The sequence below is a fragment of the Bartonella bacilliformis Ver097 genome, from assembly GCF_000709795.1.
GTDB lineage: Bacteria > Pseudomonadota > Alphaproteobacteria > Rhizobiales > Rhizobiaceae > Bartonella > Bartonella bacilliformis_A.
In genome coordinates, this window is record NZ_KL503802.1 from 475204 (window position 1) to 500203 (window position 25000).

22 protein-coding genes (1 of these 22 cut by a window edge) are annotated in these 25000 nt (G+C 41.2%); 17 read left to right on the forward strand and 5 right to left on the reverse strand.

Annotation, left to right across the window (positions count from 1 at the left end):
- Window positions 1–751: 751 nt before the first annotated feature.
- From H710_RS01935 to H710_RS02015, 15 genes are all read left to right on the forward strand, one after another.
- A complete protein-coding gene (locus tag H710_RS01935) occupies window positions 752–1108 on the forward strand; it encodes a hypothetical protein (protein ID WP_052472863.1) in 357 nt (118 codons plus the stop codon).
- A gap of 756 nt (window positions 1109–1864) precedes the next feature.
- Window positions 1865–3190 carry a PBSX family phage terminase large subunit gene (locus H710_RS01945; RefSeq protein ID WP_041849207.1) on the forward strand — a complete coding sequence of 442 codons (1326 nt, stop codon included), beginning with the start codon at window positions 1865–1867 and terminating at the stop codon, window positions 3188–3190.
- Between the two features lie 634 nt (window positions 3191–3824).
- A complete protein-coding gene (locus H710_RS01950; protein WP_414946132.1) occupies window positions 3825–5711 on the forward strand; it encodes a portal protein in 1887 nt (628 codons plus the stop codon).
- 263 nt (window positions 5712–5974) lie between these two features.
- Entirely contained in the window at window positions 5975–6904 is a 930-nt protein-coding gene (locus H710_RS01960; protein WP_041849166.1) for a hypothetical protein, read from the forward strand.
- 263 nt (window positions 6905–7167) lie between these two features.
- Window positions 7168–8343: a N4-gp56 family major capsid protein gene (locus H710_RS01965; protein ID WP_041849167.1), complete on the forward strand. Its 1176-nt coding sequence runs from the start codon at window positions 7168–7170 to the stop codon at window positions 8341–8343.
- Window positions 8344–8633: 290 nt separating this feature from the next.
- A complete protein-coding gene (locus tag H710_RS01970) occupies window positions 8634–9452 on the forward strand; it encodes a hypothetical protein (RefSeq protein WP_041849168.1) in 819 nt (272 codons plus the stop codon).
- A 99-nt stretch (window positions 9453–9551) separates the two neighbouring features.
- Window positions 9552–11015 (forward strand): hypothetical protein, encoded by a 1464-nt coding sequence (locus H710_RS01975; protein WP_041849169.1) that lies wholly within the window; start codon window positions 9552–9554, stop codon window positions 11013–11015.
- A gap of 215 nt (window positions 11016–11230) precedes the next feature.
- Window positions 11231–11692 (forward strand): hypothetical protein, encoded by a 462-nt coding sequence (locus tag H710_RS01980; RefSeq protein WP_244875582.1) that lies wholly within the window; start codon window positions 11231–11233, stop codon window positions 11690–11692.
- Window positions 11689–12867, forward strand: coding sequence for a tail fiber domain-containing protein (locus H710_RS01985; protein ID WP_041849171.1), 1179 nt, complete (start codon window positions 11689–11691; stop codon window positions 12865–12867). Before H710_RS01980 ends, H710_RS01985 begins: the two co-directional genes overlap by 4 nt.
- Window positions 12867–13838 (forward strand): phage tail protein, encoded by a 972-nt coding sequence (locus H710_RS01990; RefSeq protein ID WP_041849172.1) that lies wholly within the window; start codon window positions 12867–12869, stop codon window positions 13836–13838. The genes H710_RS01985 and H710_RS01990 overlap by 1 nt, the downstream gene beginning before the upstream one ends.
- 374 nt (window positions 13839–14212) lie before the next feature.
- Window positions 14213–14503 carry a hypothetical protein gene (locus H710_RS01995; RefSeq protein ID WP_041849173.1) on the forward strand — a complete coding sequence of 97 codons (291 nt, stop codon included), beginning with the start codon at window positions 14213–14215 and terminating at the stop codon, window positions 14501–14503.
- A 56-nt stretch (window positions 14504–14559) separates the two neighbouring features.
- Window positions 14560–15222 carry a lysozyme gene (locus H710_RS02000; RefSeq protein ID WP_041849174.1) on the forward strand — a complete coding sequence of 221 codons (663 nt, stop codon included), beginning with the start codon at window positions 14560–14562 and terminating at the stop codon, window positions 15220–15222.
- Window positions 15219–15470, forward strand: coding sequence for a hypothetical protein (locus tag H710_RS02005; protein ID WP_041849175.1), 252 nt, complete (start codon window positions 15219–15221; stop codon window positions 15468–15470). The genes H710_RS02000 and H710_RS02005 overlap by 4 nt, the downstream gene beginning before the upstream one ends.
- A 572-nt stretch (window positions 15471–16042) precedes the next feature.
- Window positions 16043–16429 (forward strand): hypothetical protein, encoded by a 387-nt coding sequence (locus H710_RS02010; RefSeq protein ID WP_052472865.1) that lies wholly within the window; start codon window positions 16043–16045, stop codon window positions 16427–16429.
- Window positions 16430–17525: 1096 nt separating this feature from the next.
- Window positions 17526–18173 (forward strand): DUF4167 domain-containing protein, encoded by a 648-nt coding sequence (locus H710_RS02015; protein ID WP_041849176.1) that lies wholly within the window; start codon window positions 17526–17528, stop codon window positions 18171–18173.
- A 163-nt stretch (window positions 18174–18336) separates the two neighbouring features.
- Here the strand turns inward: H710_RS02015 and H710_RS02020 are convergent, their stop codons facing one another.
- The 3 genes from H710_RS02020 to H710_RS02030 all read right to left on the reverse strand — a co-directional run bounded on the left by H710_RS02020 (window position 18337) and on the right by H710_RS02030 (window position 20849).
- Entirely contained in the window at window positions 18337–18843 is a 507-nt protein-coding gene (locus H710_RS02020; protein WP_041849177.1) for a hypothetical protein, read from the reverse strand.
- Window positions 18844–19025: 182 nt separating this feature from the next.
- Entirely contained in the window at window positions 19026–20036 is a 1011-nt protein-coding gene (locus tag H710_RS02025; RefSeq protein ID WP_041849210.1) for a sensor histidine kinase, read from the reverse strand.
- Window positions 20037–20054: 18 nt separating this feature from the next.
- A complete protein-coding gene (locus H710_RS02030; RefSeq protein WP_041849211.1) occupies window positions 20055–20849 on the reverse strand; it encodes a response regulator in 795 nt (264 codons plus the stop codon).
- A 210-nt stretch (window positions 20850–21059) separates the two neighbouring features.
- Between H710_RS02030 and H710_RS02035 the strand changes: the two genes are divergently transcribed.
- Window positions 21060–21266, forward strand: coding sequence for a NepR family anti-sigma factor (locus H710_RS02035; RefSeq protein WP_041849178.1), 207 nt, complete (start codon window positions 21060–21062; stop codon window positions 21264–21266).
- A 110-nt stretch (window positions 21267–21376) separates the two neighbouring features.
- On the opposite strand, the gene H710_RS06245 is transcribed toward H710_RS02035, so the two are convergent.
- Window positions 21377–21631, reverse strand: a complete 255-nt coding sequence (locus tag H710_RS06245) for a hypothetical protein (protein ID WP_196295839.1) — start codon at window positions 21629–21631, stop codon at window positions 21377–21379.
- A 579-nt stretch (window positions 21632–22210) separates the two neighbouring features.
- Between H710_RS06245 and H710_RS02040 the strand changes: the two genes are divergently transcribed.
- Window positions 22211–23635: a sensor histidine kinase gene (locus tag H710_RS02040; protein WP_041849179.1), complete on the forward strand. Its 1425-nt coding sequence runs from the start codon at window positions 22211–22213 to the stop codon at window positions 23633–23635.
- Between the two features lie 137 nt (window positions 23636–23772).
- Here the strand turns inward: H710_RS02040 and H710_RS02045 are convergent, their stop codons facing one another.
- A protein-coding gene (locus H710_RS02045) for a M23 family metallopeptidase (RefSeq protein WP_041849180.1) crosses the window boundary here: on the reverse strand, window positions 23773–25000 show its 3' portion. Its footprint extends 713 nt past the window's final position; only the last 1228 of its 1941 coding nucleotides appear in the window; its start codon lies beyond the right edge, outside the window — the gene reads right to left on this strand; it ends in the stop codon at window positions 23773–23775.

Here is a 25000-nt window from a genome sequence, read left to right on the forward strand (position 1 = left end):
GGTTCTTTTATATTTCCTAGTTGTTTGATTTTTTCTATTGTTATATTTTGAAGAGTCTTTTAATGCGGAGATATTGGGAAGAAAGCTTTTTATCTTTTGAGAAGCGAGAGGGTTTGAACTTTTATCAAAAGAGCTGCTGCTGATTTTGTTTCTGTCTTCTTTTCCTATATATCATTCTATGAAGTGGGAATTTCTAAAAAAGAAAAAAGGTTTTTTGAGCAAACTCTGGGTACTTATGATCTGTTGGATTTATTCATTTTCACGGTAAGTTTTATTATCAAAGACAAGCAGAGAGTGTTTGTCTTATTTTCTTTATCTAAAAATATTGACAAGGTTAATCTAAACACGTATAATAAATACATAATTAGAACTCTGACTATATTTACAAGATTACGGAGAGCAGAGTTATTTTAGCGTTTATTTTCAGTATCAGATTTGCAGAGGTGTGTGAGCGCTCTGGGTGGGGTGTTTTTCACTATTGAAAGAGGCTGTTTGAGAGCGATCATGATGCAAAAAGCTCTATTTTTTCTGCTATCAGAGTATGTGATTTATCTGTTATTCTAGCTTTATATTGTTTTTGTGGCTTAGCCTTTTAGTGATTTGCTATTTTCAGAAAATATAGGCCTTATCGTGATATTATAAACAATCTCTTCTCCTTACAAGGCAAAAATGACAAGTTATTGCTTACACTGCGCCGAGGTTAGCTCAGTCTTTTAGTGATTTTCTACTTTTGAAAGAAGGAGGTCTTATTGTGACCCATGAAAAGTTTTTTCCTCCTTGGAACAACGATGATAATTCTTTGCGGATACCACGAAGAGGGCGGCCAAAAGGTGCATGCAATCAAACAACAAAATTGCTCAAAGATGCTATTCTTATTGCTGCGGAACAAGCAGGATACCATCATGGCCAAGAGGGATTGGTGTCTTATCTGCAATATCATGCGTTAAATAACCCTGTGCCTTTCTTTTCACTTTTAGCGAAGGTTTTGCCTCTGCAAGTAACTGAAGAAGAGGAAAGCAATGTCAAAACAATTTCGCGTATCGAGATTGTGCCTGTGGTTTCAAAAAAGAGTGCACAGGATACAAAAACTTTCACGGAAATATCATAATCATGAGGTATCAGTTGGTGAAGTACAATACCCATGAACGCGGGGAATATCGAAGAATATATTGTAAAATGGCTACGGTCGTTAGACGAAGCTGCTGAGATATCAAGAGGGATTATTCATAAGAAGACAAGAAGAAATTTATAGGCAAGATAATCATTGAATAAGAATAAAAGCTAAGCAGAAATAAATCTGTAAGTTTTCATAATTTGTGAGATTTCATTTTAAAAATTTAATGAGCTATAAATAATTTATTTATTAATAGCTGTACTGTCTATGTCAAAATTTTTGAAAAATCCTAAAGTGAAAAACAACCCATCACAAGGCAAAGATGCTTATGCTTCGTGACGCATTTGAATTTAATCCCTTCCCCAAAAGAAAAAGAAGCAACATAAAATTAAAAGTTAAAGACCCCTCCTAATAAGATCAATAAAGCTAAACTTAATGGTTCCGTATCAAAATCCTTAATATAAATTCTACCTATATTATATCAATATTTTGCATGCATTTTGCCTATAGGGAGAAAGAAGGCGGTCTTTCAGGAAGACCCTCTTGATTGATGCATTTTTGAAGCAAAGTTTCTTTCAACTTTTTACTCTGAAGCATGTCACATACCATTTGGCCTTTATGTGTAGAGGTGATGTCATTTCTGAACATTGTTTCACCTTTGGAGTGCTCATACAAAGACTTTGTAACCCCTGCGGCTTTATAACCTTGCAGTTTTTCAATTCTAATGCTTTTTAACCTTGATCGCATATGATGACCACAATGCAAATTTCTCTTATTCCAAAACTCATTTCTGTTTTTTCTGGCAAGGCAGATATCCGCGCCGCTTGGGGAGGGCGGGGATCTGGAAAAACACGTTCCTTTGCTTTGATGTCTGCTGTGATTGGCTATCGTTATGGCAAAGCAGGAGAGCAAGGGGTAATTTTATGTGCACGACAATTTCAAAATTCGCTCAATGAAAGCTCTCTAGAAGAAATTAAACGCGCCATTGAAGCCTATCCATTCTTGCGTAACTATTATGATGTTGGCGATAAATATGTGAAGTCAAAAGATGGTCGAATTCTTTATGCTTTTGCCGGCCTTGATCGCAATATCTCTAGCATTAAATCAATGGGGCGTATTCTCCTGTGCTGGGTTGATGAAGCCGAACCTGTGACTGAAACTGCTTGGCAAACCTTGATCCCTACACTGCGTGAAGAAGGGCAGGATTGGCACTCTGAATTATGGGTGACGTGGAACCCTTTGCGTGAAAATGCCCCCGTTGAAAAACGCTTTCGCTTGACAAAAGATCCTAATATCAAAGGCGTTGAAATTAATTGGCGGGATAATCCGCAATTTCCTGATAAACTAAACCGAGATCGGCTGGCAGATTTTCACCAAAGACCGGAGCAATATAGCCATATTTGGGAGGGCGATTATCTGCAGGCTGTCCAGGGAGCCTATTACCAAAAATTATTGCTGGAAGCTGAACAAGAGGGACGCATTGCCCATGTGTCCCGTGATCCGCTTATTCAGATCAAGATCTTTTGGGATATCGGGGGAACAGGTGCTAAAGCAGATGCAACGGCTTTGTGGGTGGCGCAATTTATCGGCCGGGAAATCCGCATTCTTGATTATTATGAAGCACAGGGACAACCTCTGTCTGAGCATATTGGCTGGATATGTCATCGCGGCTATGACAAAGCGCTTATGGTGTTGCCACATGATGGGGCGACGAAAGATCGTGTCTATAATGTGAGTTTTGAAAGTGCTTTGCAACAGGCTGGGTTTCAAACCAAAATTATTCCCAACCAGGGGCTGGGTGCTGTCAAAATGCGTATTGAAGCTGTTCGGCGTTTGTTTCCTGCCATTTGGTTTAATCGTGAGACAACAAAAGCTGGGCGAAAAGCACTGGCATGGTATCATGAAAAACGTGATGAACAACGTAATATTGGCTTGGGTGCTGAACATGATTGGGCTAGCCATGGTGCGGATAGTTTTGGGCTTTTATGTGTTGCTTATGAACAACCAACCTTGCAGCCGCGAAAGAATGTTTATCATCATCGTCCTTCTTCACAAACTTCATGGATGGCTTTTTAAGAGAGAAAATCTCTTAAATTGGGGGGCAACCGTGGCATGGTTAAAACTGGTCTACTGATATCAGAATAGAATGCCTTTGTTTCAGCTATCAGAATAGTGAGGCTTGTATACTGGGTTTTCGGATAGAGAGGTACTAGACTGTGAGAATTGGACGAATGGGAGGTCAGGACAGGGTCCTGTTGGGTTATCGGATAGAGTCTATTGTGGATTATGAGGATTGGGCGAGTGAGCGGTCAGGACAGGGTCCTTCTTTGTATTAGGTTGTCAGGTAGGGGGCCTATATTTGTCTTATCAGACTGAGAGAATATTAGGCTGTTAGGGTGGCGAGGCTTGTACAGGATTCTAGGTGTATAGGATGCTATGTGTATGGGATATCAAGACAGAAGGATCTTAGACTGTTGGATGGTGAGGCATAAGACAAAAAGTGTATTGGGTTATTCGGGCAGAGGTTTCCATGTTGGGAGCTGTCTAGGGTAGCAAGATTGAGCTATTAATAGGGGCTTTTGTGGTGCAGGGCTCTGGGTCAGGGATGAGCACACCCAATTTGTGTATCAGGACACTCTTAAATAATTTGCCCACGAATATCAGGACGGTATGGCCCTTGTATGGGGCCATTTTTCTTTTCTCAAACATCATGGATGGCTTTTTGATGAACCAAAAGATCTCCTCTTTTGAGCTGATTGAACCGATTGCACATCAGGCTCTGTTTAAAAAACTTGTTCGCTGGTATCAGGACGATGTTACCCATGTTGAGCAATGGCGCAAAAATGCCCAAGAAGATTATAATTTTTACAATGGACGGCAATGGAATGAGCAAGACTTAGCCGTATTACGCGAACAAAATAGACCCGTTATGACCTTTAATCGTATTGCTCCTTTGGTCAATGCTGTAATTGGGGCAGAGCGTAACAATAAACGCCATGTTCAATTTATCCCACGGCAAGAAGGGGCGGCCCTTGCTAACCAGATCTTAACGGGTGCTGCAGAATGGTTTCGTGATGAAGCTGATGGCGAATATGAAGATTCCGACGCGTTTCAAGATGCCATTATTGGTGGTATGGGTTGGACAGATACCCGCTTGGATTATGATGAAGACCCGCAAGGAAAACCTATTATTGCTAGGCTGGACCCTATGAAAATGGTGTGGGATGCGAGTGCTGTAAAGCCTAATCTCATCGATGCGCAGCGCGTTTGGTATATTGATGAAAAACCTCTTAGTGTTGCGCAAGCTATGTTCCCCCATATCGATTGGCGCGATCTGGATGCGGATTGGGTGAAACATCCAACACAGGCTTATGACGAAGACGATGCTCTGAAGCTTCAAGATAATGCAGAAGATGACTTATGCCAGGAGGATGTTAAAATGGTCACACTGGCGGAATGCCGCTGGTTTGAACGCGAAGTTATCTATAAAGTGTTGCATTCGCAAACAGGGCAATTTGTTGATTATAGTGAGCGCGATTTTCAACACCTTAAACAAGAAAGGCCTCATCTCCAAGCAACACGCTTAACCAGAAAAATTGTCAAACGTGCTTTCTTAGGCAAAAAATTGTTAGAGGAGCCGGATCAGCCTTTGGTGCCTCCTAGCCAATTAGGGTGGGAGTGCATTACTGGTTATTTTGATAAACTCAGTCGGCAATTTTATGGCATTGTGCGCCCGACAAAAGACCCACAACGATGGGCCAATAAATATTTTAGCCAAGTTATGCATTTGCTCAATAGCCAGTCTAAAGGTGGAGTGATGGCAGAACGTGACGCTTTCGACGATGACCGCCAGGCAATGGAAAGTTGGGCACGAGCAGAGAGTATTACTTGGCTCAAAAATGGTTCGCTTGCTGCGGGGCGCATACAACCAAAACCTGTGGCACAGTTTCCAGCTGGCTTTTTTCAGCTATTTAACGAAGCAAAGGGCGCTATTTCTCAAGTAACTGGATTGTCCCCCGAATTTGTTGGAACACGTGCTGTTAGCCAACCGGGGGTGCTGGAAGAACAACGCCGTCAATCATCACTCAATTTATTGGCCTCCTTTTTTGATGCATTACGACGCTACCGGCAAAGACAGGGAAAAATCATTCTCTATCTGATTCAAAATTACCTTTCTGATGGGCGATTAGTGCGGATTGCAGGTGAAGACAATGCGCAATATGTGCCGCTGACTCGCGAAATGTTCACTAGTTTGGAGTATGATATTATCGTTGATGATGCACCTACGAGTCCGAATGAAAAAGAGCGCACATTTGCTATGATTATGCAGATTTTGCCGCTGATGCAGAATTTCACCACCCCTGATATGATGCTTGATCTCTTGCGCTATTCGCCTTTGCCGGCATCACTCATTCAAAAAATTGCGCTGAGAGTGCAAAAGCAGCAGCAAGCCAGTGATGGGCCCCCTGATGACTTGCACAATAATCATAATACCCAACAGCATAACATTCAACAGGGGAATGAAACCGAGCAGATTTTGCAGGCTGTGATGCAAGGGATGATGACGTCGGGGAGCGATGGTACCAGGAGGTTGTGAATAGGGGCCATGATGCAGAAGGCTGTGATGCTGGGGAAATAATGCTGGGTGCTATGCAAATGCCATATGAGTACGGGCCAAGAGAGGGGGCAGTAGGAGTAGGAAGTATGGGGAGGAGCCATGATGTCCCGAGGGGCTATGGAGCAAAGGGAGCAGCCTGCTCCTTAAGCTTTTAGGAAGCGAGGATGGGGGGATGAGGATCCTCTCCATAAAGAAAATTCTTAACCACGAGATTATTGTCCAAGAAAGAGAAGGTGAAAGCAATGGATGAAGAAGCATTAACAGCGATGGATGAAGGAACATTCACATTGGAAGAACAAAGCCAATTCTTACAAGATTCCCTACATACAGGTGTAGAGGATGAAGAAGAAAGCACTTTTTGGGCAGAAGACCGCAAAGACAATGAAGGGGTGGAAGGAGGAGAAGCGCCACCAGATCCACAAAAAGACTTTATCGGTTATATTCAGTGGTTGGGAAAGGAACTGCAAGCTAAGCGGAATAGCCAGCTCTATGGTGAGGGGAGAAGAAAAGCCGGAGGATTCGAGGCTGGGAGAGGAGAAGTTGGTGGGAAAGGGATTGGTACGAGAGAGGTCAAGGAGTTAGAAGCTGGCAGGAAAGAGGCTGGGGAAGTAGCAGCCGAAGAAGTAGAGGTTAGCAAAAAAGAGATTGGGAAGGTCGTCGTTGGCGGCAAAGACGTTGGGGCTAATGCTTCCCTCCAAGAGGCAGAGCAGCTGCGTTCATTTTTTCATCAATCTTCTGCTGCTATAAAACAAAAGCATCATGATTTTGATCAAGCGGCTAATTTTGTCTACGATATGCGCGCAACACAGCTGGCGGCTTGTGCTGCGCTCTATCCTGAAATGGCAGACCCTAAAGTTGTCGAGGCTATTATCAGTGATGAATTAAAAACAATCCTTCGCGATTGTGCCCACAAAAATCAAAACCCTGCTGAAGTGATCTACACGATAGCACAAAAAATTGGCTATACGACTCCACAAACTGAGACGATTGACACTTTACAAGCAAAACACAATTCTGCTCGTACACTCGCTGCTTATAATGGGCTTGGCCCAAGAGGGCCCATTTCTTTGGAAATGCTCGACAAAATGTCTGAAGCAGAATTTAGCGTTTGGATCGATGATCCCAAAAATAAAACCACTTTTAATCGCTTAATGGGAGGCGTCGATATCTAATGAGCACCGATATCTAATCAGGGAGGAGTCAATAAGCTGTAAAGTATAAAAATATTCAATCAAGGATCCACAATCTTCAACCATAAGATCCACTGTCTTGCTCTCTTAAACATAAGACGCAAATCGCATTCGCATGAACATGGCCGATCAGGCATGACAGGATGACAAGATAGGCTTATTCGCGAGGAAAGCCAAAGAACACTTAGCAACCGGCATAATGGCCGGATTTTTTATTTCAATTGACATCATGAAAAGAGGACCAAATGACCGTAACTCATATCGGATTAAATGACCCATTGGCTGTACGCACATGGTCAAAATTACTCAATCGGGAAGTATCAAAAGCTATTCCTATTGCCCCATTAATTGGTAAAGATTCCAACAGCATTGTGCAATTAAAAGACGAAACCAACAAGGCCAGTGGTGACGCTATTAGCTTTGGTTTGCGTGTGCAATTGCTTGGTGATGGGGTGAGTGAGGGGCAGGCGTTAGAGGGCAATGAAGAAGCTTTGCAATTTCTCAATGATCGTTTGGCGATTAATGAACTTGTTCACGCTGTCCGTGTGAAAAATGAAGGCACCATCGACCAGCAACGTGTTCTACATAATTTACGCACAGAAGCCAAAAATGGCTTAGTCGACTGGTATGCGGATCGTTTAAGTATGATGTTCTTTATTCAAGTGTGTGGTTATACCGCCAAAACGATCAATTTTGAAGGACGTACACTAACACTTAAACCTGTTCATTATGGTTTTAACACACCAACGGTTCCGACCGATAAGCGCATTGTGCGCCCTAATGGCAAAACAAAAGATGAAGATTTGAAGGAAAATGATATTTTTGATCTCAAATTGATTGATAAAGCTGTTGAACGCGCAAAGCTGGCTAATCCTAAAATTAGACCTGTACGCATTGATGGAGAAAATGTTTATGTGCTGTATTTGCACCCAACACAAGTGACGCAATTGCGCACCAATACGGATATTGGGCAGTGGCTTGATATTACCAAAGCGGTTTATAGTGGAACGCGCGCGAAAAACCCTCTCTATAGTGGATCTCTTGGGATGTATAATGGGGTTATCCTGCGTGAGGCAGAACATGTGACGGAAGGTGTAGCAATGGGATATGCTGGGAAAACATCAGATTCTAGCAAGAATACAAGTGGGAATGCAGCTCAGGATGCAGGGGGAGCCCCTGTAGCCAATGTGCGCCGTGCGGTTTTGCTGGGTGCACAAAGTGCGGTTATTGCTTTTGGGAAAGACCGTGGGGCAACACGCTATAAATTGGTGGAAGAGCTTTTTGATTATGAGCGTGAGTTTGGTGTGGCTGCTAAAACCATTATCGGGATGAAAAAAACCTGCTATCACTTACCAAATAGTGAGCAAGGGGAACAGGATTTTGGTACAATCGTTATTCCAACCTATGCGGTTCCTGCTTAAGGAGCTTATCCATATTTGGGAAAGAATTTTTCCACTGTTTTTGTGGTAGGAAGGTTACTCAAGGTCAGGGGGGCGTAGATGGCTCCTTTGATGCTGTTTGATTTCATAAATCTTATTGGTGCTTTGGAGAAATTCCCCTCTGTTTTTTTGGTGGGAAGATTACCTAAATCATGGGGCATGGAGATAGCCCCTTGAAACCATTTTATAAGTAGATTTTAGCATTTGGAAAGAGTTTTTCTACCGCTTGTTGGGTAGGAAAGGCAATATGCACAAAAGGATGATTTACCCTCATGACTGTGATCCCTGTTGACCCCTATCAGACTATGACACATTTTCAATCCAGCCCTTTTGATGTGACAAAAGCAGACTGTGCTAAAACATTGGCACGTATGGTTATGTTGATTCAAGATGAGATTGATGATCCGATGGCGGAATATGCTGTGCAAATTCAAGACTCTATTATAGCAGCCTTGCGTCTTTGTGAACGGGAGCCTTTTTTCTTCAATGAAAAAAAAGAGATCACTTTAAAAATACAAGCTGGAAAGACATGGTATGGGGCTGATGATCATCCTTTTATCGGGGCGCTGATGGTGCTTGAGAGTGTGTTTTTAGAAAATCCTGTAGCAGGACAAACGCAACTTCTTTATAAAAATGTCGAGAGCTTGTACAAAAGCTATGGGGATGATGGGTATTTTGGCAAGGGAGAGGGGTCTGGTATAGGATCCGGAGATGATGATGGTAAAGGGTCCAAAGGACTCAAAGGATTTGGTGCTTTTTCCCATTTCCTCCAGGGAACCCCTATTTTTTATACCTTTTTCCAGCATAAATTAGGGCTCTTTCCAACGCCAAACAAGGTTGAGACTGTTCGTCTTTGTTATGTGCCTTTTCGTTTTGATGAGGGGAGCTGCATACAAGAAGATAATCCTTGGTTGATTTATGCCTTTGATCTCATTAAGGCACGAGCAAAATACGAACTCTACAAAAATATCCTCAAAGATCCTGAATATGCTGCTGTTTCTTTTAATGATTTTCAAGAACAGTTGCAAATTTTGCGCTCTCAGACCTCGCGCAGTAAAGGGCATACAACCATTCTTGCAACGGGGTTTTAAACGGGAGCTTCGATAGGGATTTGACGGGGGATAGGGTTTCAAGTGGGAGCTGCAATAGTTTTAGCAGAGGATTCATAGGGGTTTTAACGGGGTTTTTTTATGGCTTTTTTTTCTATCGCAGAATATCGGCCCGATGTGGCTGATATCAATGGTTTATTTACCGACAAACTCATCAATGTGTTGCCTGCAGACGGATCTTATATTCCTATGCCCAATTTTAGTCCCCTCTCAGAACCCTTTCCCGGTTCTATTTTAGGGGCCATTGTTGTTCGAACTAAAAGTGGTGTTTCAGTTATCGTGGGATCAGAAAATAAACTCTACCTACTCGATAATACCACTTTCCAATGGAAAGATATCAGCCAGAAAGGAAAAGCCTATCTTGCCAATGTTGATGCGCCATGGTCCTTCGCTTTGTTTGGTGATTATGTCATTGCTGTTAATGCCAATGATAAACCACAAGTGATCGATATCCGTTATGATTACACATTTCGCAATTTAGGCGGCAATCCGCCGCAGGCCGGGATCGTTCGGGTGTGGGGGGATTTCGTATGTTTAATGAAATTGTCTGACCATCCACGACGGGTGCATTGGTCTGGCTTGAATGATGCAGAATTTTGGACAGTGGGTAAAAAAAGCTGCGATTATCAGGACTTTCCCGATGGCGGCTACGTTCAAGGCGCAACAGAAACTACCAACCCTATTATCTTTATGCGTTCGGCTATTTACGCTGGGTCCTTCATCCCTGGATCAAAAATCATCTTTAGTTTCCAAAAAATACACGATAAACGAGGTGCCAAAAATTCTGAATCGATTGTGTGTCGAGGGGATACGGCCTTCTTTGTCGATGAAGGCGGGTTTTTTCAAATTGCCAATGATGGCCACATTACATCCATCGGCTTCGAAAAAATCGACCGGACAATGACGAAAAAAATTAATCAAAGCTATTTGCCCATGATGTGGGCAGCGATCGATGGGGTTTATAATCGTGTCTATTGGATGATTGATAGTGACGATCACAAAAAAGAACACACACTGCTTATCTATGATTGGGGTCTGCAAAAATGGACCATTGCCAATGTCAATGTCAGTATAATTTTGCCAATTTTCTTTTCTGGCTACACCTTAGAGGGGCTCGATAAGATTTCTTGTAGCCTTGATGATTTGCCTTTTTCTCTCGACAGTAAAGCGTGGAAGAATGAAATCCCCGTTTTGGGAGCCTTTAACTATGAGGGAAGGCTTGGCTCATTTTCTGGTGAGCCAATGGCGTGTGTTGTGACGTCGCAAGAAATGGGACAGACAAATGGCAGTATGACACGTGTGAATAATATTATGCCTCAGGTTAATAGTGCACAATGTTATGTGACTGTGGGGGTGCGTTTGCACCAAGCACTGGAAGAAGATGTTGTGTGGTTGCCAGAACGACAGCCTTCTCGCAATACGGGGCAAATTCATTGCCGGGTACGCGGACGGTTTTATCGTTTTCAGTTGCGTATTCCTGCTGGGGCTCAGTGGTCCCATATAACAGGATTTGATGTGACCTCAAAGCCTGCTGGTCGGCGATGATGATCTTTTCAAGAAGAAGATTGAGGACGAGATGTGGTGGCAGATCTGTCTGTAGAGGGAACGGTGGTGGTGAAGCTGTAGGGGAGAAGTATGGCTGTGAAGCGATTTACGGTAAGAACTGTCAAGGTGAGGAGCCTGTAGCGGGGGGATTTTGTGGTGAGTCTGTAGGGATAGTCTCACCCCTAAAAGGGGTTCCCGAAGAGAGCGAAAGAGACTTGAAGGGGACAAAAGGGGCTTCTGATGGGGGATATTCCCTCCACCTAACCCATGAATGGCCGTGGGAAAAAATAGAGCCCTATCAAGGTGCGATCAATGCCGCCATGAATAAATATGCCAAGCGCTTTCCCGATGATGTGTGTTTGCAAAGTGTAGCTCAGGAAATTGCCAATGGGCAAACCCAATTATGGCTCATTTTAAAAAATGAAACTGATTTTAGTGCTGTGAGCATTACAAAAATTGAAACAACACACACAGGAAAAAAACGAGTTGTCCTTTTAGACCTTGCTGGAGAAGGCGGGCTCGATTTGGTTCCGCTTATTCAGCATCTTGAGGATTGGGCTCGAACACTCAAAGCTGATGAAATGCTAACAGTGGGAAGGATCGGCTGGGCTAAAAGGCTGCGCCGTCACGGACACACTTTCAATCTTATTCATTATAGAAAGGTTTTCAACCGATGAGTAGACGCGAAACAACACCGCAGGCGCAAACAACAACGCAAACCAATGCGCCGCCTGCTTGGGCAATAGATATTTTTAAAAAAGCTGCCTCTGATGCGCTTAATCTTTACAATAAAGGCATGGGTGAGCCTACTTATCAAGGAGAGCGCTATGCTGGTTTAGGTGAAACAACACAAAATGCTATCAAAGGTTTGAGTGAGGCTGCCCAAAAATATAGCGCATCTCCTCTGAATGATTGGCTTAAAGGGCCAACAAACAGTGCAACCAACCTTTCTGACATGGCAGCAGGAAATTTGATCGGCAACAATAACAAATTTCAAGAGGCTCTTAACAATGCGCTGAGTAAAACTTCCGATTCAATCAATCAGTCTATGGCGGGGGCTGGTCGTTATGGCTCTGGCGCGCATACCGGTGTTTTAACTAATGAATTGGGTGCTTTAGCGACAAAAGCAAATGCACAGCAATATAACCAAGATGTGCAAAATATGATCAATGCCAATAAGCTGATTGATGGGTCTATGAATGACCAAGTGAATGCAGCTAACAATTTTTATCAAGGGCAAAGCCATGCACAAAGTAGTGCTTTAAAAGGTGGGGTCTTGCAAGATGCCGATCGTCAGAGTGCTTTAGATGCTGAGCGTGAAAAATGGACAGAGCAAGAAAATCAAGCCTGGAACCGGCTGGAAAAATTGCTCCAGGCTGGAGTTGCCTCTGCGGGCAATTATGGCACTAAAACAGGGCAGTCAACAACTATGCCCTCAGTTACGAAAGATCCTCTTAGTGATGCGATGCGGTGGCTTGGATTGATCAAGGGGATTGCTGGCCTTTCTGATGTCAGAATGAAAGACAATATTGTGCCTGTTGGGCAGAAAAATGGCTATCCACTTTATGAATTTAATTATAAAGGAGGTGCGCAACGTTACCGCGGTGTAATGGCACAAGATGTGCTGCACTTGAATCCTGATGCTGTGCATTGTGATGCAAAAACACATCTGCTCTATGTTTATTACAACAAGCTTGGTTTCAATATGGAAACTGTTGATGCAAAAGTAAGTGTTGACGTGTTCAAAGAAAAACAGAGGATGCAACCACGAAAGGGAACATTTTTGTCTCTTCTCTTGGCTCTACTGGCTTGTTTGCCGGGTTTTAGATTTTGGAAAAAAGGAGACGTTTGATGAGTTCAATTTACGATTGGTCGTTTCAGGCTCCTGAAAATGCAAATGCGGATGAGATGATTAACTGGGCAGAAGGCCAACCACCAAGTTCAGTCAATGACAGTGCTCGTGCGATGATGCAACGAATCAGGGAATATGTGTCCGATCATGGAGGAGCGATAGAAACGGATTTTACTGTCAATGAGACAGATAATCACACATCCATTAAATTGGTGACAAAATCTCCTTTGACGGTCTATCATGATGAAATTGTTGTTCGCTTTAAAGCACAAGAAAACAACCTTGGGGCAACGAGCGTTATTTTAAATCAACTCTCAGCGCAGCCCGTTTATAAAACTACAGGAAATGGCGTAGAACCTCTCAGTGGAGGAGAAATTCAAAAAGGTGGGCTTTATGAGCTTGTTTATCATTGTGGCCTTGCTGGCAAGGATTGCGATGGTTGGTATTTAACTAATCCAACAATTATCTTTCCTGAGCTTTTTCCATCAGGCTTTATTGCCACTTTTGCTATGGAAATCTTGCCTGCAGGGTGGCTGGTTTGTGATGGGAAAGAATATCAACGAGATGCCTATCCTGCTCTTTTTACAGCGATTGGTGAAGTTTGGGGCAAAGGAGATGGACAAACAACATTCAATGTCCCTGATTTTAGAGGCGTGTTTTTGCGGGGTTTAGATAGTGGAAGAGAGATCGATAAGGATCGCCTTTTTGCTAGCCAGCAAGACGAGTCTTTTAAAGCCCATACCCATGAAGGGACAGCAAATGCAGCTGGTGAGCATCAGCACGTCTATCAACAGCTCATGCGGACGACGTCTGGGTCAACGACTTCTATGCATCTTAGATATTTTGCACCTTTCAAAGATGTTTGGACAAGTTCTGCAGGCATACACACACACACGCTGACATTAAAAGAAACAGGGGGTGAGGAAACGCGCCCGGTTAATGTTGCTGTTGTCTATGCGATTAAAACGTGAGTGTTGAGCCTGTTGCTTATTGGGAGAATCAGTGCGCAACACAAAGTAGGGGGCCTCTGCAATGTCATATCCTATCATAAACTATTTTCGAGCTTTGCGTCTTATGAAGGAAGATCATGCTAAAGTCAGGGCCAAAGGTCTAAGGTAAAGCTAAGGGCGGGGTTAAGATTAGATCAAGGAGAAAAGTTTAAGGCTAAGAAGATCCAAGGTCAATAAGGTTAGTGTTCGAGGTTAGAGCTCAAGGTTAGGCACTGTTTTCGTTAAGGAAGGGGATTCGTTGTCGCTGATAGTGCAGATTTTAACCATGATGAAACTGGTGACAAACTTTCCTTTTAAGCACTGAACATAAATGACACGACATATGAGAGAGTATCATGGCATTTTTTCCATTTTCTATCGCTGATATTGATGATCCTGAACAGATTCGGGTGGTTTTTTATGCCAATGGGCGAATGGGACATCTTCCTTTGAATGCTCTGTTAAACCAGATGCACAAAAGGGTGGAACGTGCCGATAAAAAAACAAACAAAAATTACGTCAAAATGGAGCAGCGTATTTCTGCTTTAGAAGACTGTGTCACAACGATTATGAAAAGTAAGAAGTATGATGATGAGAAAGCGAAAGGTGATGGGAAAAGTGATGATCTCTCACCAACACTACTATAAGCATTACACTCATCATTATTAGCTTCAGAGAAGCTTTTTGTGGGGGATTAAGAATTATGAGGAAAATATCAAGGGAAGGCTTTGCCTTACTTCAACAATGGGAAGGCTTACGTTTAGAGGCCTATCAAGATGCTGTGGGGATCTGGACGATTGGTCATGGCCATACAACAATGGCAGGGGCGCCCTTTGTGCGCAAGGGGATGAAGGTTACCAAGGCCCAAGCCGAGGCCATTTTGCGACGTGATTTGGTACAATTTGAAAAGGCTGTTGAACAGGGGGTATTTCAGCTTTTAACGGATGAGCAATTTGCTGCTCTTGTCTCTTTTTGCTATAATATTGGGGTGGAGGCTTTTTGCCAATCTACCTTGTTAAAAAAGCTCAATAAGGGGGATTATGAAGCTGTCCCCGCTGAGTTGCAAAAATGGACAAAAGCAGGAGGAAAACGTCTAAAAGGGCTTGTGCACCGGCGCGCTGCTGAAGCAGGTTTATGGGCTAAGGGAGCTTATGTTTCTTCCAATTACCAAAAGGTAGAAACAGCAGAGAAATTGTCTCTGTTGAATGTGGAAATTTTAGCGCCAATTATTGGGTCTTTTTCTGGATTAACGGGTTTTTTCACTGGATATGGTCCTGTGCAATGGGCTTTGGCTGTTGTGATGGTAACAGCCGGGATTGTTGGTGTTTTTGTCTATATTACTCGGATGAGGGAGGAAAAGAGATGACTTTGCTGTCTCGTTGGGGAGGGATGATGACTGCTCTTTTTTTTGTCGCTTTTACAAGTTTTTTCTATGGGCGTTCTTTTGAGCGCAGCAAAAGCTTGATCAACGCGATTTCATCTTTTCAAAATCGTGAGAAAATCAATGATGAAGTTTTTGCACTCTCTCCTTTTCACCTGTGTCTTTCTCTTGGCGGCATGCCAAAAGAATGTGCCGACATCTTGCGCCGGGTGGAGCAGGTCGCCCCCGATTAATAAACCTGCTGATTTAGTTAAAACAGAACCCTTATTATCGCGTTGGATTGTTGCAACAGATCGCTTTGGTCAGCAGCAAAAATGTTGGGGAGTTTTATTAAAACCCCATGATTCTTTAACAGCACGCTTTTGATTGGGTTTATTCTCTTCCTTTGCGGTATTGCAAGCTTTGCCTTTCTTACCTTATGAGATAGATAGGCGGTTTATTGACCAATGTTGGTGTCTGCTAGTGTCTGTGGTTGATTTGTTATCTCGAGTTAATCTGTGGAGGGCTTATGGGGCCTGCTGTAAGTCAATCAGATGAGATTGATGAAAATAAGGGGGTGGGAGTTTCTTTTCCCAGGATGCATGATTGCTTTTTGCAATAAGACAATTCATAATATTATCTATTTGTTACATCTTTAATGATAGAGAGTCATGCTCATATCAGTATTTGCTGTCAAGAGTTTTCATGATCCATGAAGGGATATGAGGTGAATGGAATAGAGAAGCCACATAGTATAAAAAAAAGTCTATTGCCGATCATTTTATTTCAAAAGATTATATGTTTCTTGCAAAGAATCACGAAAAAAATGATTGTCAGCATAGCTCTTTTTGTGGGTGTGTTGCTTTTATGTTTTGTCGTTATAAAAAATATCATTCCCTCTTTTTCTACTCAAGAAGTAGAACAACAAAGTTTTGTTCCACTCGCAATACCAACATTTGATTTGTTCATTTATTGTAAAGAAATTTCTGCATCGGTAATGCCTAGTATGCGAAGTGAGGTCTATCAGCGCTGTTTGCAGCTAGAAAGCGAATCCTATTTGTCAATTCGTGCAATATGGAATCAAATTGCTGACACAGCAAAGAAAAAATGTATAAAAATGATACGACCAGGAGATGGAAATTATTTTCTTCTTGATGATTGTTTGATCAATGAAAAAGATGGAGAAAACAATAAAATCCGTAATTATTTTTAGGATTTTCTAAGCTTGTATAAAAATTTTCTTTTTTTGGAAGATGACATAAAAAGCGAAAAAACAGCATTTTAGTCTATTTTTTACCATAAAGTTACGCTACCTTCACAAATCTATGTTGCGTTTCTTATACCTCATGAAGGTGTAGATGAGGTGATGAAGTCATTTGTCGCTGAAGCTGCATATGTCGAAATTAGATGAGGTTATTCGCTGCATACTCTGTAAGTAAGCTCACCCACAGTAACAACGGCGACTGTGGGTGATGAGGGGAGAGAGTTGATGATTATGGTTTTTCGGATGCTTTTTTGAATCGAAAAGTGTAAAGGCCTTGCGTGAAGCTAGGGTGGGTGTGCCCTGATAGGGGGAAAGTGAAATTCTTTGGTATACCTTTTAATTTAAGCAGAGTTTGCAAAGTAGGTGAAGCCGTTGATTCTTTAAGGCGGGAGGGGTTCTGTCTTGTTTGTTTCAGGTAGCAAAGAGAGGGAAGATTGCCCAAAGGAGGCAAGATTTCTTTTAAGATCTTAAATAATATGGAGAATATTGGGAGTTGAGGCCTGAAAATTATGTGGGGTTTGCGGAGTGGTCGTGATGCATTCAAAAAAGAAAACTATTTTTATTCTAACGAGGGGGTAAGCTTTATAGATTCATTATATTGAAGAGATATACAGTTCTTGTAAGTTAAAAAACAGAAAAATAGAGAAACTGTAATCCAGTGTAAAAGACGATGATTCTCTTATATAGAGCTTTTTTTACATGCTAGAGTTTTCACACGAAAACAGTTTTTCTTATTATACTGTTGTTATTTTCCCACACCATGGTTGTTATTTTTAATAAGTATGGATTCTGTGAAAAAACACTTGGCATTTTATGTAAAGATCGTTATGATTTTACTAAATTATTAGGGATATTAGGGGTTTGTTCTTAAGTATTTTCCGCTATTTAGGTGATTTTCAAGAAAAATTTACCTTTATTAAAATATCACTAAATGTCATGTAAATGAATAAAATAGGGATCGTTCAATATTTTTTGGACATGATCAGTATTATCTAAAGAGATAATCCAATTATAGAGTAAATAAGATAATCCAAAAGGGATGAATATGAGGCCACAGCAAAATAGACGGGTACGCGGTCACAATAATAATAATCATCATCGTCGCAGCCCTAATCCGTTATCTCGAAATTATGAAAGTAACGGTCCAGATATTAAAGTGCGCGGAAATGCTCAGCAAATTGCGGATAAATACATAAGTCTTTCTTATGATGCACAAGGTGCCGGTGATCGTGTGATGTTTGAAAATTATTTGCAACATGCTGAACATTATTTGCGTATTATCCTGGCGGCTGCTGAGCAAATGCCGCCGCAAAATCAGCGTGACGAAAATCTCGATCAAGAATGCGAGGATGGCAAAACAGACGATACAAAAAAAGAAGAGCTCAATGGTGAACAGCCTGTGTCTTATGCCCAGGTACCAAGAAAAAATGATCGCAGAAAAGGCAGAGAAAAACCTCGGCAAAATGGTGATGCATTAGAAATTCATACTGTTGCTAATGCAAATTGTGGCCTAGAACAACCGCCTGTTGCAAAAAAACCTGCTGCTATTAAAAAAACGCATCTTGCAGAATTTTCTGAATCAGAAAATGAAGAAATAGACACTATTGTTTCTTTGCCTTCAATCAAAGAAGAGGTAAGAAAAAAACCGCGTCGGCGTTCGTCTCTTCCTTCTTATGTAGAAGAAAAACTTTAATTACCCCTTAAGTGGTTCCTTTAATCGATATGAAAAAAGAGAAAGTAATGCCGAAAAGGGTCATATCAGCAAGGACATCAGCATTGATGTTTTTCTCTTATCTCTAAGATAAAATCTGGCTTTAAAAGCAGGTTAAGTTTTAAGATCTAAGTTTGGGATGACGTTAGCCGTCTTGCGGTGGTGATAATCTTAATTCTTCTTGCGTGAGTGTTGTTTTTTTTGATACAACAGAAAAAACTGCAAGGAGCATGCCGGTATAATGATCATAAATCATCAATTTTGTTTGACCATCAGGCATTAAAATTTGCAAAGAGAGCATTCGCTCTGCAAGGCTTTGTGATATAATTTTTGCGCCTTGCGGCAGAGATAAGGTGTGGTGAACAGTGTGGAGATGATCCTTATAAAGGGGAGACAGTCTTTCTTGTGTGGGTGCTGATATCTTGTGTGAACGGGGTTCTGGAATCATAATTTTATACACAACCCCGGCAAATACAGCAAGAATGAGAATGATTGTGATGGCAATAGAGACAATCATTAAACGCATGAGCTTTTTTCTCACCCGCTCTACGGTAGGATTTAGCGGAGGCTCTTGGTGTAAGGCATGTTCAAGTGTCTGGAGGTGTGAATCATAAGAATCTTGTTGGGTATGCATTTTCTTGTCCTTGACCATATGGATAGAATGTAAGATGTAAATGTTTTTTTTGCAATACAGGAATTGTTGTCAAAGGGAAAATCGAGAGGAAATCACTGTGAAGAGATTTTCTTTATTAAGCGATGAAGCACAAGAGTTTTTACGGTATCGCAAGACAGTTTGCGAGAGTGAGATCAGGCAGCTTGTAAGATTTTTTGCATTTACTGGATATCAAAATAATTATCAGGAACGCATAGGCAGTAAAAAACACCTTCTTGTGTTAATTGTAAAGAGGCTGAGCCATTAACTGCTGTGGGGACGATTTTTTCTAAAATGGTACTGCCAAAACAAGCATTTTGATAAGAAGGTATAAGTGCTTTAGTGGTAATATTTTCGCTCCATGTAATGAGAAGTTGTGTTTGACCACAAATTTGCGTTTGAATATCGCAACGGATACAGATATGTCCACCGCTTTGTGATAAGGCACCAAAAGAGTATGAATTGACAATGAGTTCATGAAACGCCAATCCAATATGCAGTGCTGCATTGGGGAAAAGGTAAGGATTACTTCCTTTGATGGAAAGCTGTTCTACTTCTTTCGTAGAATAGTCCAAGGCTTGCGAACGGACTAATTCACGAAATTGAGCTCCACGCCAGTCAGAAGCGGTGATAAGGTCTTGAGAATGAGAAATAGAATGGAGACGCCCTTGAAATTTACGTAGGAAAGTTTGCAGAGATTCAGTATAGCGTGCGGTTTGACTGGCAATACTTTGGATGATTGCTAAAAGATTTTTAGAACGGTGGCTAACTTCTCTAAGCAAGATTTTCAAAACCTGTTCGCGTCGACATAAACTTGAAATTTCAATTCCTGTGGTGATGACACCAATGATTTCTCCGCTATCATTGCGGTGGCCGTCAATTGAAAATTGGTACCAAGTCGCTTGTTTGGTTTTATTTTCAAACTGTACTTCGATGGTCTGCATTTTGCCTGTTGCTAAAAGCTGTAATTTGATCATTTCCATTTGATTAGCAAGGTTGATCGAAAGAAAATCACGGTCACGACACCCTACATACCATTGATTGTACAAATGTTTAGGTAGGTTTTCAGCCCATAAATAAGTGAGATTTGTTGTTTGGTATAAAACACACATATCTGTGTTGCGGATAGCTTGCATGAGAGCACTAAGATGTAATTTTTCTATGGGAAAAGTGGAAACAGGGGTGATGCTCATCATGCATTATGCCTTCCATCAGGCAGCTTTAGAAGCATTTTCTTGAAAGAATAAAGCTTGTGAAATGAGCGCTTTAACCATATCAGGATTAAAAGGTTTGGTGACCAAAAAAGTTGGCTCAGGACGCTCCCCCGTTAGCAATCGCTCAGGGAAAGCTGTGATAAAAATTACGGGAATACACTCATTTTTCAAAATATTATTAACAGCGTCAATGCCGGAACTGCTATCTGCTAATTGAATATCAGCCAAAATCATCCGTGGCCTTTTTTGTTGAAACATAGCAATCGCTTCTTCACTGGTGCGCGCAACACCAACGACTTTATGACCAAGGCTTTCCACCATTTGCTCAATGTCCATTGCGATCAGCGGTTCATCTTCGATAATCATAATTTGCGTGGTCATCTGCTCTGAAATATCAAGAGAGGCTTGGTTCAAAAAATGATGAAATGTTTGTGTATCAATATTCATGATTTCGCTAGCTTCACGTTCGTTAAACCCTTCCACAGCAATCAGTAAGAATGCTTGGCGTGCGCGTGGGGTGAGATAAGATAATTGGATATTGGCTTGTTGTTCAAAACCAAATTGCGGCAAAGGTTCTGCAATATTGGGTGTTGTTTGGTCAAAAAGATGACAAAAAAGCCAATAGGTTCCAATACGATCACTCGATACTTGAGGGAAAATAGAGATATCTGTAATTAGCGCTTCTAGCATGGCTGCAACATAAGTATCGCCAGATGATTGGCTGCCTGTTACAGATCGGGCAAAACGTCGAAGATAGGGAAGATGAGGTGCAATGCGTGTTGATAATGGCATTATCCGTAATTCCTTTTGCTTTTTTGTGTGTATGCAAGGAGATGTCTTGGTGTGCGTGTAAGGAAATTTATAAGCACGTGTGTGCATCAAAATTTTCAGCATGTGAAAAATTACTCCTCCATCATGTGGATCTTTTAAAGTTGCACTATATTTACAACTTGAGAGGGAAAGATTTAGCTTGGGCAAGTATATAGGTTAAGGGGATGAGAAATGAACAACTGTAGTAAAAAAAATCTCACAGATCGCTGTGTGCTTAGAGATAATCTTTTTGGAGTCAATAGAGAGATAGCGTTGAAGTTACGTCAATTTTATATGAGCATTCAAGAAGAGGCTATCCCTGCTCATTTTCTGGATCTTCTAGAGAAATTAGATAAGGCAGAACAAGCCAACGATCTACGTAATATAAAAAAGGCTTAATCCTTTATGACAACCGGTACGAAAGATTTTAAGAAAAAATTGATTTTGGTTTTTTAACTCTGTGTGCTTTTACCATTTCTTTAAGGCCAAGTGTAATAGAGTAAGAGATTTCATGCAAGAGTTATTCGTAAAGAAGACAAGTATAGGGCATGAAAAAGGCATGGAGCAGGCGAAACAATTTTGCCAGGAATACGAATATTAAATTTACAAGGAGTACGAATATCAAAGTTCGGTTTTTCACAATTATACGGAATGAATTTTACAATCACATGCGTAAACAAAGAAAAACGGTTCAAGATAGTGCCAGCGTTTGGGTTCAAAATTTTTCCATTCGTTTTGAGCCATATATAGAAAGTTTCTGTCACAAGAGTTTAAAAAATCCTTAGGTAGGTTATTGGTCAATCAAAAAGGAGCTGTATTTGCATGAGTGTGTCTGGTCTTTTTTATGAAAATTCAGCAGCTCTATATCACTTGGTTGTTGAAGTAATAAAAGGTTGTATTTGTAAAGCGTATGTTTTTTACAGAAATTTTTTGCGATCAGTCAATATGATGGTTGGGGCAACGTGATGGGAGAAAATTTTTTTGGTTGGAAAATCGCGTTGCCCCCACAATCATAATGTTATCTTAATGAAGCATCACAAGTTAATGGAGCGCTAAGGGATGCCTGAAAGAATATGAGCCAAAAAACATAACAATGAGGGTCAATAATTTTGTGTTTTTGCAGTCTTTTATCATTTTCAAAAATGGCTAGGATTTTTGGAGTGTGTCAGAGTGTTTGGCATGCCGTATTGGGAAAGAGAAGAAAATTTTATGGGTGAATATACGTAAGGCAGTACACGTAGAGGGGTTTTTTTTAGGTTATAAGTAATCAACCTATTCTCTTTTTATACTTAAGAAAGTGAACAGGTATCAGGTTTGTCGATGGAAATGGATAGTAACAAAAAATGACTGCGTTTTCGAAACGATCTACTCTGAATTCAACAACACCACGTTGGCGTTGGGGATGTGTTGCTATTTCTCTTTTGATGGCTATTTTCGCTTCATTTTTGATTGCGCTTTTGTCCAATACTGTTGATCAAGAATTGGAACAGTTAAATATAAGCTCAGAACTTCGCGAACAAGCTGATTTAATGCTGATTAGTTTGGTCGATATGGCGACCGCAAATCGTCGTTATGAAGATACCCGTCACATTGAAGATAAAACCTTCTTTGCCAAAGCAGTTCGGGATCTTGAGGATCTTCTCAAGTATACAAGTTTGATTGTTTATTCTCATCCACAGTGGTATGATTGGTTTACCTCCTTTAAAAAAGAAATCGAAGTACGCAAACACAGTATGATAGCCCATATGGCTGCCTTAGATGCTTTTCGTGGTCCTTCTACTGAATCTCCTTCATTTCCTGAAATAACAAAATTGCAAATGGCACGTTTGCCGCAGTTGATGACACGCTTTATCAATGGAGACGATCTTTCTCGGAAAAAACAACGCGAAGGCATTACGATAATGCGCGCGGCTTTAACATTGGCAGCCATTATCGCTGTGGTCAGTAGTTTTCTGTTAGCCTATATTGTCATTAACTGTTTTTATCGTGATGTGTATTCTTTAAAAACCTATCAAGTGTTGCTTCATACTGAAAATGCAGCTCTTGAAGCCCGTGTGAAGGAACGAACAGAAAAACTAGAAAAAGCACGCAATCATGCTGAAAAGGAACGCCAGCGTGTTGAAATGCTGTTGCAAGATGCTAGCCACCGCATTGGTAATTCTTTAAGTATCGTGTCTTCTTTGTTGGCGTTGCAAATGAATCGTAGCCAAAATGAAGAGGTGCGTTCAATTTTAGGGGCTGCACGTGATCGTGTCCAGGCAATTTCTACAGCTTATCGTCGTTTACGGCTAAGTGATGATATGGAAACAACTTTATTAGCAGATTTTCTAAATTCAGTTGTTCATGATGTTGAATTGGCAGTGCCGTTTGAATTGCGTGAAAATATTACTATTCATACAGATTTTAAAGATTGCCGATTATCTGCAAGAGATGCAACAACGTTTGGGATTATTCTTGGGGAATTGCTGACAAATGCTTTGAAATATGCTTTTCCTGATCAGCGCCCTGGAAATCTTTATATTTCTTTTGGCTCACAAGATAATGGCCAGATGGCTCTGACTGTCGTTGATGATGGTGTGGGGATGAATAGCCAAAATACAGAGGAAAAAACAGGTCTTGGCCATTTAATGATCGAACAGCTCTGTATGCAATTTGGTGAAAAACCTCTTTTTGAAACCTCTGAGTTAGGGGGAACAAAGGTTACTATTCCTTTGCCAAAACTGACAACGCATGACGATACCAAAAAGGATAAAGAGTCTGTTTCTTAAAGAGAAAGCGTGCCTCAACAACTTATCCTTTTTTAAGATTTACCTTTTTCAAAGAATACAGCGTGATTATTTTTTTCGTGAAGCTTTTTCAAGTAACAGCTTTGTTAAGTGACAATTTTACTAAGGCACAATTTTATTTAAGTGACAGGGCTGGCTACGAGAGAATCAATGTTCTGTTTTTCACGCAGAAACGCTTGTAGGTCTTGGTTGGTTAAGATTCGACTATCAGGCAAACGGATCCGCATAGGGTCAACTTGTGTACCGTTAACGATAATTTCAAAATGGCAATGGGGTCCTGTTGCAAGCCCTGTTGATCCAACATAGCCAATAATTTGTCCTTGTCGCACTTTTACACCTGGTTTAATGTCTGGTGCATAAGCCTGTTGGTGTGCATAGCTGCTGACATAGCCATTGGTATGTTGAATGACGGTCTGGTTTCCATAACCACGGGTGACCCCCATTTTTTTTATAACTCCATCGCCAACAGCAATAATGGGTGATCCTTTAGGCGCAGCCCAATCAACCCCAGTATGCATGCGCACATAACCTAAAATAGGGTGTTTTCGTGGTCCAAAGGGAGAAACAAAAGTGCCATTGGGAACGGGTTTGCGGAGAAGAAAAGGTTTTGAACTTTTTCCTTCCAAATCATAATAATCAATCGTGCCATCTTCTGCTTGGTAACGGTAATATTTATATGTTACATTGCCGAAAGTAGCGCTCACATAACGGATTTCAGGATCTTGGTTCGTAGGAGCGTCGGCATTTTGGCCATCTGCATCATTTTGGTCTGGGACCGCATAAAATATTTCAAGCTGATCAGTTGGTGTGATGCGACTTTTCATATCAATATCAGTTGCAAGCAAACGAATAAGATGCTGAGAAAGTGTATTCGACAGATTGTGGCTGAGAATCGCGTGATAAATAGCATCATAAACTGTTGGTAGCTTTGTTGCACTCATATAAGGGTGAGGAATGCCCTTTTGAAACGCTGTTTTAAGAGCGTGCGACATTTCTGGTTCTGTGCTTTCAACAAACTGGTTATAATCATCCAAAGCGATAGTGATTTGATGAGACATTCCTTGGTAAATGCTGACACGGACAAGACTATCCTCTTCTCCTAAATGTGTGACAACCCCGATGCGGAGCAGATTTCCTTCGTCAAGCCAGTTTGAATTATAGAATATGGCTAAAGTTTCTGCAACCAGTTGAATTTGTTCTTCTGTATACTCCGAATCTTTGAGCGCTTCTAAGATGCTTTGTTTTTTATGAATAGGAATAATATCTTCAGCGTAATTATGAGCGACTTCGATTCGATAATTTTGCGGCGAAATGGTTACATTCTCTTGAAAAATACGCACTTCAGGG

Coding starts and splice junctions, on each gene's coding strand:
- H710_RS01945 (WP_041849207.1), top strand. CDS start 1,865: ATGACCACAATGCAAATTTCTCTTATTCCAAAACTCATTTCTGTTTTT.
- H710_RS01950 (WP_414946132.1), top strand. CDS start 3,825: ATGGATGGCTTTTTGATGAACCAAAAGATCTCCTCTTTTGAGCTGATT.
- H710_RS01960 (WP_041849166.1), top strand. CDS start 5,975: ATGGATGAAGAAGCATTAACAGCGATGGATGAAGGAACATTCACATTG.
- H710_RS01965 (WP_041849167.1), top strand. CDS start 7,168: ATGACCGTAACTCATATCGGATTAAATGACCCATTGGCTGTACGCACA.
- H710_RS01970 (WP_041849168.1), top strand. CDS start 8,634: ATGACTGTGATCCCTGTTGACCCCTATCAGACTATGACACATTTTCAA.
- H710_RS01975 (WP_041849169.1), top strand. CDS start 9,552: ATGGCTTTTTTTTCTATCGCAGAATATCGGCCCGATGTGGCTGATATC.
- H710_RS01985 (WP_041849171.1), top strand. CDS start 11,689: ATGAGTAGACGCGAAACAACACCGCAGGCGCAAACAACAACGCAAACC.
- H710_RS01990 (WP_041849172.1), top strand. CDS start 12,867: ATGAGTTCAATTTACGATTGGTCGTTTCAGGCTCCTGAAAATGCAAAT.
- H710_RS01995 (WP_041849173.1), top strand. CDS start 14,213: ATGGCATTTTTTCCATTTTCTATCGCTGATATTGATGATCCTGAACAG.
- H710_RS02000 (WP_041849174.1), top strand. CDS start 14,560: ATGAGGAAAATATCAAGGGAAGGCTTTGCCTTACTTCAACAATGGGAA.
- H710_RS02005 (WP_041849175.1), top strand. CDS start 15,219: ATGACTTTGCTGTCTCGTTGGGGAGGGATGATGACTGCTCTTTTTTTT.
- H710_RS02010 (WP_052472865.1), top strand. CDS start 16,043: ATGATTGTCAGCATAGCTCTTTTTGTGGGTGTGTTGCTTTTATGTTTT.
- H710_RS02015 (WP_041849176.1), top strand. CDS start 17,526: ATGAGGCCACAGCAAAATAGACGGGTACGCGGTCACAATAATAATAAT.
- H710_RS02020 (WP_041849177.1), bottom strand. CDS start 18,843: ATGGTCAAGGACAAGAAAATGCATACCCAACAAGATTCTTATGATTCA.
- H710_RS02025 (WP_041849210.1), bottom strand. CDS start 20,036: ATGAGCATCACCCCTGTTTCCACTTTTCCCATAGAAAAATTACATCTT.
- H710_RS02030 (WP_041849211.1), bottom strand. CDS start 20,849: ATGCCATTATCAACACGCATTGCACCTCATCTTCCCTATCTTCGACGT.
- H710_RS02035 (WP_041849178.1), top strand. CDS start 21,060: ATGAACAACTGTAGTAAAAAAAATCTCACAGATCGCTGTGTGCTTAGA.
- H710_RS02040 (WP_041849179.1), top strand. CDS start 22,211: ATGACTGCGTTTTCGAAACGATCTACTCTGAATTCAACAACACCACGT.